Below are 8,081 nucleotides of genomic sequence, written 5' to 3' on the forward strand. Positions count from 1 at the left end.
GGCTCCTCGAGCAGAAACAGCTCGGTTCGGGCGAACGGTCGCAGAAAACTGGGACGCTTCATACACCCGACGACGCGGGGCCGCAGACTAAGGCCGTCCGGTCGGGTAGCCTGCTGACCGGCGCGACGCTCCTCAACCCGGCCTGCAGCCGGCGCGCTTGGGTCACCGACCGGTCACCCCTTCGCGGTGGACCTGGTAGGAGAACGCGTGCCGGACGAGTGGAACCACCGCGGCGCGCTGTCCGCACCAGGAACGGGGGCCGGCCGAGGATTCGCCGACGCAGAAGGACGATCCCGGACGGAGAGCCTCGGCGAGCGACTACTAGGGTCACTTCTCGACCGGGCCCACCTCATGCCGGCCCGTCTAGTCGGGCCGCTCGTGGCACAAGAGATTGCCTCTGTCGGCGGCACCGACGTCAGGATCTGGCTGCAGGACTATGACCAGCGGACTCTACAGCCCCTCACCGGACGTGGCCTGACGGGCGTAGCCACCCCGATCGCCGGAAGCTGGCCGGGCCGCGCCTTCACCTCCGACGCTCGCATCGAGCAGCAGCTTCCCGACGGGTCGGTACGGCTGTACCTGCCGATGCTGGACGGCTCCGATCGAGTCGGGGTCCTGGCCTTCACGCTTCCAGGGGTGGACGACAATGACCGGCGTCTCGCGCAGCGCGTGGCCGGCCTGACCGCTGACCTCATCGTCACGAAGTCCCTGTACACCGGCACGTTCGCCCGGGTCCGCACGGCCGCCCCGATGAGCCTTTCGGCCCACCTACAGTGGCAGACGCTGCCTCCGCTGGTAATGACCACCCCGGACGTCGCTCTCGCCGGCATCCTCGAACCCGCCTATGACGTGGGTGGGGACAGCTTCGATTACGCGCTGGACGACCACGTGCTGCACCTCGCGGTTTTCGACGCCATGGGCCACGGTCTGGAGGCGGCCACCATGGCCACCATCGTGGTTGCTGCGTACCGGCACGGTCGGCGGTCCGACGCCTCGCTGCCGGACCTGTACGTACACATGGACGACGTGCTGGGCACGACCTATCCGGGGCGCTTCGCTACCGCGCAGGTTGGCCGGCTGGACACCGTCACCGGCGTTCTTAGCTGGGTGAACGCCGGTCACCCCGCGGCATTGTGGGTCCGAGCGGACGGAGGCGTCTCCGAGTTGACCGGCGCCATCACCCGGCCCGTGGGCTTCGGCGGCGCGGCGCCGACGGTGCAGACCGTGCAACTGGCGCCGGGAGACCGGGTGCTGCTCTTCACCGATGGCGTCGTCGAGGAAAGGCTGGAGGACGGGCTGCAGTTCGGCGAGGTCCGGCTGCGGGAGCTGGTCGAGCAGACCAGCGCCGAGCAATTGAGCGTGGCCGAGACCGTGCGGCTGCTCTCGCACACCCTGATGGCTGAGCGCGGCGGCCGGACCACCGATGACGCCTCGTTGCTGCTGGTGGAGTGGCGCGGCCCGCCGCGAGATGACGAGCTGGCCCGCGGGATCATCGGCGGACTGCCAGCCGGGGACATCGACAGCTGACTGCTCTGACCGGACTGGCCGCTCATCTGATCGCCTCGGTTGCCCACACGTGCTTCTGGCTGGCTGCGGGGGGACCAGCCGTGAGCAGTTGGAGACGCCGGCGATCATGCCCGTCCCAGACCGCGTCTGGTGATCCCTCCTGGGGGCGGGGCCGATGCTGGGCGCGGCGTTTCGGACGGCGCCTGCGCCGGGGGCCGTTCTTGGCTCCAACACCGACGGCATGACCGAGGGCGGGAAGACATCAACGAAGGAGTCGAACGCTCTGAGGCAACGCGACACCGCTTGTACAGGCGAACCCGAAGGCGGTTCTGGATGCCGTGCCCGTCACCGACCGCACCCTCACCGGGCTACGTGACGATCTGCTGTTGGGGTGTGCACAGGAGTGACTGCCCCAGGGACCGGAACGAAGCGTGCGGCGCGTCGTCCTTCGCCGGTTCGGATGTGACTTGCCGAGCTCGACGAGGAGCACCCCGCGACCGGGTCACACGGCGCCGCCTGCACGGATGCGCGCCCAGACGTGCTTGTGGTCGGGTTGCCTCCACCATCCGTGCGCCGCGCCCAGCCGGGCGACCAGGTACAGCCCGAGTCCGCCGTGAGCCGGATCGCGGTCGACGGCTGGTGTGGGCACACGGTCGGCAACCGCGTCGGTGACATCGATCAGCCAACCATCGGCGGTCCTGGTGACGGCAGCTCGAACTGGAGCCCCGCCATGACGAAGACCGTTAGATGCCAGCTCCTCGAAAGCCAACAGCAACCGTTCGACGTCGTCCTCATCGGCGCCGGCCGGGGTCTGCCCCTGGAGCACTGCCCGTTTGAGCTGGCGTCTGCCTGCCGTGACTTCGGCGGGCGTAGACGGCTCCCCCTCCCACACCACGACAGCCCCTGCTTCAGGCGACGGCGGCCGTAGCTCACTCCAAAGCTCATGGCTCACGTGTTGACTTTCCGTTCGCAGCTGCTGTTCCACAGCCGGCTAGGGGCGGGGTGCTCACTGGCGCATCAATCGGAAGGTGGCTGAGCCATGATCCAGCCACATCTGAGGCGCCCTTCCTGCGACGCTACGTGCGACTGGCTTGACTCGCACGCCCGGCGAATCCTTGACCTCAAGTGCGAAAGCTAGGGTGCGGTGCGTGATCGGGATCAGCGGCTCTCTCCAAGCGCCCACGGCTCGCCGCTGATCAGCTGCAGCGGCGGGGGAATACGCCCGGCAGCGACATAACCGACGACTCGCGCCGGCCGGCCAAATCGTTCGACCCCTGGGCGGGCGTCGCCTCGCACAGCACGACATACGGACGGTCCGACCACCGGTATGTCACCCAGCAGTCGCGGAACCGCCTGGAGTAGCTGCTTCGCCGTGAAGACGCCTCGGGTCCGACCGAGCTCCATGATCCATCGCCGATGAGCCCGCGCGGCCGTCGAGGGCCTCGGTGGCGAGCCGGCGGCCGAGGTTGATCATCTCCTCGGCTCGGTGGAAGTCAAGGCTTCGGCAGGACGCTTTGGGGACGGTGATGAGCAGGTCAGGAGGATGCCCGGCGAGGGTGTACCTCATCACCACTGTCTGCAGTGCCTCGAGGGACATCTCTATGACGTCGAACATGCGGAGCCCGGCGGGTAGCGCCTCGAACAGTTCCTCCACTGCCTCGTCGGTCAACTCGTCACTGGTCACCGGTGCGGTCCCCCGCAGCCGACCGAGGCGTGTCGCGAGCGCGCGGATGACCTGGCGGTCGAGGACCTGGGTAGAAGTCCGTCGCCAGCCCTGGCTCCCCTCCTCCGCTGCTGTCTGTCTTCGGACTGAGACACCAACAGCCGGGGGCGCCTGTTGACCGGACAGGGAGACCGCCACGGTGACATCGGCCCGCGCGGCCGCGGTGGCCGCGATCGGTAGCGGGTTCAGCAGACCACCGTCGGCGAGCAGACGACCGTGCATCATCACGGGGGTGATGAAACCGGGCAGCGCGATCGACGCGCGGATGGCCGCGTCCAGCGGTCCCTCCTGGAACCACACCTCCCTGCGCGCACCGAGGTCGGTGGCGACCGCGGTGAATGGGATCGGCAACTCCTCGATGAGCGCTCCAGCGAGGATCTCGTTGACCTTGACGAGGATCCGCTCGGCGCGGATGGCTCCCGGCGCTCTCGTGGACAGGTCCAGTAGACGAAGCACGTCCCGTTGCCCCAGGCCGCGGACCCATTCAGAGTAGGACCCGAGACCGCCGGCGGCGTGGAGGCCGCCGATCAGCGCGCCCATGGACGTGCCGGCGATGCTGACGATCTCGCAACCGCGTGCTTCGAGCACCTCGATGACGCCGATGTGGGCGTACCCTCGGGCGCCGCCGCTGCCCAGCGCGAGCGCGACGCGGGTCCGTTGGGCCACGGGCTCCATGGTATCGGTGCTCGCGTTGCGCACCGTCCAACGGAAGTTTGCCGTGGCGGAGACAGGGCGACACGCGGCGGTAATGGCCGGCTCGCGTGCTCCCATGTGATCATGCCGATCACCGGCGATGAAGGCAGGGTTTGCCACGGCCTCCGGTGGCGATCACCAGGTCGCCTTCTCACCGTCGTCGTAGGCCCCTCCGTCGTCGTAGAAGCGAGCCAGCTTGATCACCTCATGGTGGCCTCTGTCGGTGAAGCTGACTTGGGTGCTGAAGGGCCGGTTCACTCATCGCCTCCTTGAGGAGCGCACGGACCCGGGCGTCGGTGTCCGACCGGATGCTCTCGATTCGTCCGGGTTCCAGGTCCAGGAGATAGGGATCGACCCAAGAGAGATCGGCCACGGGAAAGGTGCTGACCACCTCGAGGGAAGCGTCAGACAGAGTGGCGGCTGCCAGCGCCCAGACCAGTGCGGCACGTTCGCCCGGAGACCCCTCAACTCTACAACGATCCGAGACGCCGGCCGGTCTCCGGGCAGGTCAGCGGCGTCTGGGGCGTTTTCCGCCGTCATCGGGTCACTGCTTACCAAGAACTCGCCTTCAGCTCATCAACACACCCGATTCCGCCGCTGTCGTCTGCTCGCTCCCCCGTCGCGGCATCCGCCGTCACCTTCGGACCGCGCGGCGCCGTCCGCTCCGTTCACCGGCGCCCGCACCGGCAGCGGGGCCTTCGCCAACGACTGGGCCGAAAGCTGGACCGCCCTGCTCCACTGCAACACCGTTGAGATCCAACACCGTCGGGCGGCAACCGAGCGCTCGGACCCCATCCAAGGGTTCCATCCTGTGTTCGGTCAGAGGGGGAACAGATGACGGGGGCGGCTGCCGCTGGTCTGGTCGGCGGCAGCCGCCCCGCTGCCCGGCGTTCCGATCAGACCCGAGACGAGCGACCGGAGATTGCATGCCTAACCGGGCCCATGGCGATCGCCAGGCCGGCGAGAGCGCTGACCAGGTGCAGCCAGTTGTCGGCCCAGTTGATGCTGAGGAAATTCAGGGGCTCCTCCTTGCCCACGGCGAACAGGCCGTAGATGAAGGCGGCTCCATACACTACCGCCAGCAGCCAACCGTAGGCTCGCGCCTGACTAAGCGTGCGTGCCAGCACCAGACCCGCGACACCAATCAGAATATGCACCACGTTGTGCAAAGGGTTGATGGAGAATCCGATAAGCGTCTCGTCGGTGTGCTCTGCGAAGTCGTCGAAGCCGGTGATGAAGAACCCGCTGATCCCGATGAGCAGATAGATGGCACCAATCGCCAACGCCAGCATCTGCGGCCAGGTCGTGCCGCCACGGTCTGCGGCGGTGTGGCCTGCTCGAGCTGCGGACATGTCTCCTCCCGTGGTGAGTCGCGATGGCCCGGGGCGCAGGGTCCGGGCCATCCTTGCTCTACCTCGCTCGCCAGCAGTGGAAACGAGGTGCCATGGCTACAAGAGCGTGCTGAACTCGTCGCCTTCGGCGGGACCCGGCCATGCACCGGCGCAAGTCCCGCCTTCAAGGCAGCCTTACCCGCGCTACTGACAATCGGCGTTATCCACCGACGACGGCGCATCTCTCAACGTTGACCGACCAGACTCCTCGACTCGCCATCAACGATGCGGCCCCTCGACGGCGCGGCGAACCTCCATCACATCTCGCCACCCAACCTTCGAGATCGCCAGCCGACCCACCTCTTGCGCACTTGTCCGGCGTCGTCCCCCGAGTCCGTCTATTCCTCCAGGCGGAGTTCCCATTGATTAGGCCGTGCCGGCAAAGGGCTGCCGTAGGAGGATGCGTGGAAGTCAACTAGCACGGCGCCCGGTGCCGGGGGTCATGAAGGGGATCATCCCAGTACGAGACAGCGCGCCTTTGCAGACCCGACGGTTCACGCAATTGTCCCGGACTGGCGGCAGGGGGTATTCGCCAGCTCGAACCCCATACGGCCCTGGTTTGCCCTGACGGCTGCGGACTCCTGAGGGCTGCGGTCTCCTGAGGGCTGCGGTCTCCTGACGGCTGCGGTCTCCTGACGGCTGCGGTCTAGAACTAGAACGCCCTGACGGGCCACGCTGCGCGTGGCGCCGGCTGCGCCGTCGTCAAGGTCCGCCTACGGCGGGCTGTCTTCTCCATCCCCCGACCCGTCCGGCAGCTCAGCGTAGGGGCCTCCCGCGCCGGCTCCTCCGACTGGACCAAGATCCTTCCGCCCTTCGGGCGCTCCGCTGCGGAAGCAGTCTTGGTCCAGTCGTCCCCCGCCGTCGCTCCCGGCCCCTGAGCAGAGCTCTTTGCCGGACGGGCCGGGGGAATGGGTGGGAAGGACACCCCTTCCGTAGTCCCTCCGTACCGGCGTCGGCTCCGGTTCACAGGAGGGGTTCAGATGACCAGCACAACCACCAGCACGACGAGGAGACGGAAGGGCACCCGGGCGCAGCTCAGCCCGGCCGACCGGGGGGCGGCCGACGCCGCCCGCGCGGCGCGGATCGCCGCGCTGCACGAGCAGATCGGCGCCCAGGTCGAACGGCTCACCGCCGACCCGCAGTGGCAGGCGATGCTCGACGCCGCCGCCAGGTTCCACCGCTACAGCCTGGGCAACCAGCTGCTGATCATGGCGCAGGCCGCCGAACGGGGCTTCACCCCGACCCGGGTGGCCGGGTTCGGCACCTGGAAGGCCGTGGGCCGCTCGGTGATCAAGGGACAGCGCGGACTCGCGGTCCTGGCCCCCTGCACCTACCGGGCCGGCAGCGACCACGACGATCCGGCCGAGGAGCGGGCCGGCGAGACCGCCGCAGGGACTAGCTGCGGCGGGCCCGCCGACCGCGAGAACGGTACGCCCGGGCGGCGGGAGCTGCGCGGATTCCGCGTCGTGCACGTCTTCGACGTCTCCCAGACCGACGGCCAGCCGCTGCCCGAGATCAGGCCCGAGCTGCTGACCGGCGACGCCCCCGCCGCCCTTTGGGAGGCGCTCGCAGAGCAGGTCACCGCGCACGGCTACACCCTCACCCGGGCCGACTGCGCCCCGGCCAACGGCATCACCGACCCGGCCACCCGCACCGTGCGGATCCGCCCCGACGTCGACGGGGCGCAGGCGGTGAAGACCCTGGCCCACGAGCTCGCCCACATCGAATGCGGGCACACCGCCGACGGGTTCGACTATCCCGGCTGCCGGGGGCAGGCCGAGGCCGAGGCGGAGTCGGTGGCCTACATCGTCACCGCCTGGGCCGGGCTGAACTCCGGGCCCTACACGGTGCCCTACGTCGCCGCCTGGTCCGGCGGGGACACCGCCGTGCTACGGGCGGCCGCCGCAACCGTCACCACCGCCGCCGGGCGCATCCTCGCCTCCCTCGAGGGTGACAACGACGGCGGGGACGACCCGGAACCGGCCGGCCCATCCAGCCAGCCAGCCCCGGACACCGCCGGTGTCCTGCCGGTCGCGGCGTGAACGGGAGCGCGGTCATGCTCGCCGTCCTCCCCCCAGCAGCGCGGCCACCGTCGACCCGGGGCTGTCCCCCGACTGGACCGGTAGCGACCTGCGGATCAACGCAGCCGCCACCGAGGCCGCCCTGGCCCAGGCGCTGCAGAAGGCCGCCGGCCACCGGTGCCCGCTGGTCATCGACTGCCCCGACCGCGACGCCGCCGCCGTGCTGATCGGCGTCCTCGCCCGACTGGCCACCGCCGGCGGCCTCGCCGTCGGCGTGGTCGTGCACACCGGCCCGCACGGCTGCCAGCTACGGGCCGTGCTGCCCCGGCTGTCCGATCGCCGCTGGTGGCCCTTCTGGGCCATCCGCTCCCCCGGCGGCGCGTCATGACCGCCGACCCCGTCCCCCACTCCACCGACACCACCACCGAGCAAGGAGTTTCCGCCATGACCACCGACAACACATCCACCTCCACCGACAGCGCGACGACCCCCGACACCGCCGCAGAGCTGCGCGTGCAGCAGCTGGACCCCCACTCGCTGCTGGTCGACGCCAACGTGCGCCACGACACCCGCGCCGACGCCGACCTCGTCGCCAGCGTCCGCGACCTCGGAGTGCTGGTGCCGATCGTCGCCGTGCGCACCGCCGACGGGCGGCTGCGAGTCCGCCTCGGGCACCGCCGCACCCTGGCCGCCATCGAGGCCGGGCGGCCCACCGTGCCCGTCGTCGTCGCCGCCGACGAGACCGTC

Annotated in this window: 8 protein-coding genes; 4 read left to right on the forward strand and 4 right to left on the reverse strand. The window is 69.5% G+C overall.

Annotated elements, in window-relative coordinates; translation table 11 throughout:
* The first annotated feature begins 207 nt into the window (after positions 1-207).
* The gene (locus tag E4P40_RS11820; protein WP_135158814.1) at positions 208-1,527 is read left to right on the forward strand and encodes a PP2C family protein-serine/threonine phosphatase; all 1,320 of its coding nucleotides are present in this window, start codon (positions 208-210) and stop codon (positions 1,525-1,527) included.
* A 481-nt stretch (positions 1,528-2,008) separates the two neighbouring features.
* Here the strand turns inward: E4P40_RS11820 and E4P40_RS11825 are convergent, their stop codons facing one another.
* From E4P40_RS11825 to E4P40_RS11835, 4 genes are all read right to left on the reverse strand, one after another.
* Complete coding sequence (locus E4P40_RS11825; RefSeq protein ID WP_348519644.1) at positions 2,009-2,491, reverse strand: ATP-binding protein; 483 nt, start codon at positions 2,489-2,491, stop codon at positions 2,009-2,011.
* A gap of 345 nt (positions 2,492-2,836) precedes the next feature.
* Entirely contained in the window at positions 2,837-4,042 is a 1,206-nt protein-coding gene (locus E4P40_RS11830; RefSeq protein WP_245160281.1) for a patatin-like phospholipase family protein, read from the reverse strand.
* Positions 4,043-4,057: 15 nt separating this feature from the next.
* Positions 4,058-4,180 (reverse strand): hypothetical protein, encoded by a 123-nt coding sequence (locus E4P40_RS29335; protein WP_280790605.1) that lies wholly within the window; start codon positions 4,178-4,180, stop codon positions 4,058-4,060.
* A gap of 638 nt (positions 4,181-4,818) precedes the next feature.
* Positions 4,819-5,274 (reverse strand): DUF4383 domain-containing protein, encoded by a 456-nt coding sequence (locus E4P40_RS11835; RefSeq protein WP_135158815.1) that lies wholly within the window; start codon positions 5,272-5,274, stop codon positions 4,819-4,821.
* Positions 5,275-6,293: 1,019 nt separating this feature from the next.
* Between E4P40_RS11835 and E4P40_RS29340 the strand changes: the two genes are divergently transcribed.
* The 3 genes from E4P40_RS29340 to E4P40_RS11850 form a co-directional block, all read left to right on the forward strand.
* The gene (locus tag E4P40_RS29340; protein ID WP_135158816.1) at positions 6,294-7,355 is read left to right on the forward strand and encodes an ArdC-like ssDNA-binding domain-containing protein; all 1,062 of its coding nucleotides are present in this window, start codon (positions 6,294-6,296) and stop codon (positions 7,353-7,355) included.
* A complete protein-coding gene (locus E4P40_RS11845) occupies positions 7,333-7,722 on the forward strand; it encodes a hypothetical protein (RefSeq protein ID WP_135158817.1) in 390 nt (129 codons plus the stop codon). Before E4P40_RS29340 ends, E4P40_RS11845 begins: the two co-directional genes overlap by 23 nt.
* 56 nt (positions 7,723-7,778) lie before the next feature.
* Positions 7,779-8,081 (forward strand): ParB/Srx family N-terminal domain-containing protein (locus E4P40_RS11850; RefSeq protein WP_167762195.1); only part of this gene is annotated, 303 nt, incomplete at its 3' end.

This window comes from Blastococcus sp. CT_GayMR20 (assembly GCF_004570345.1).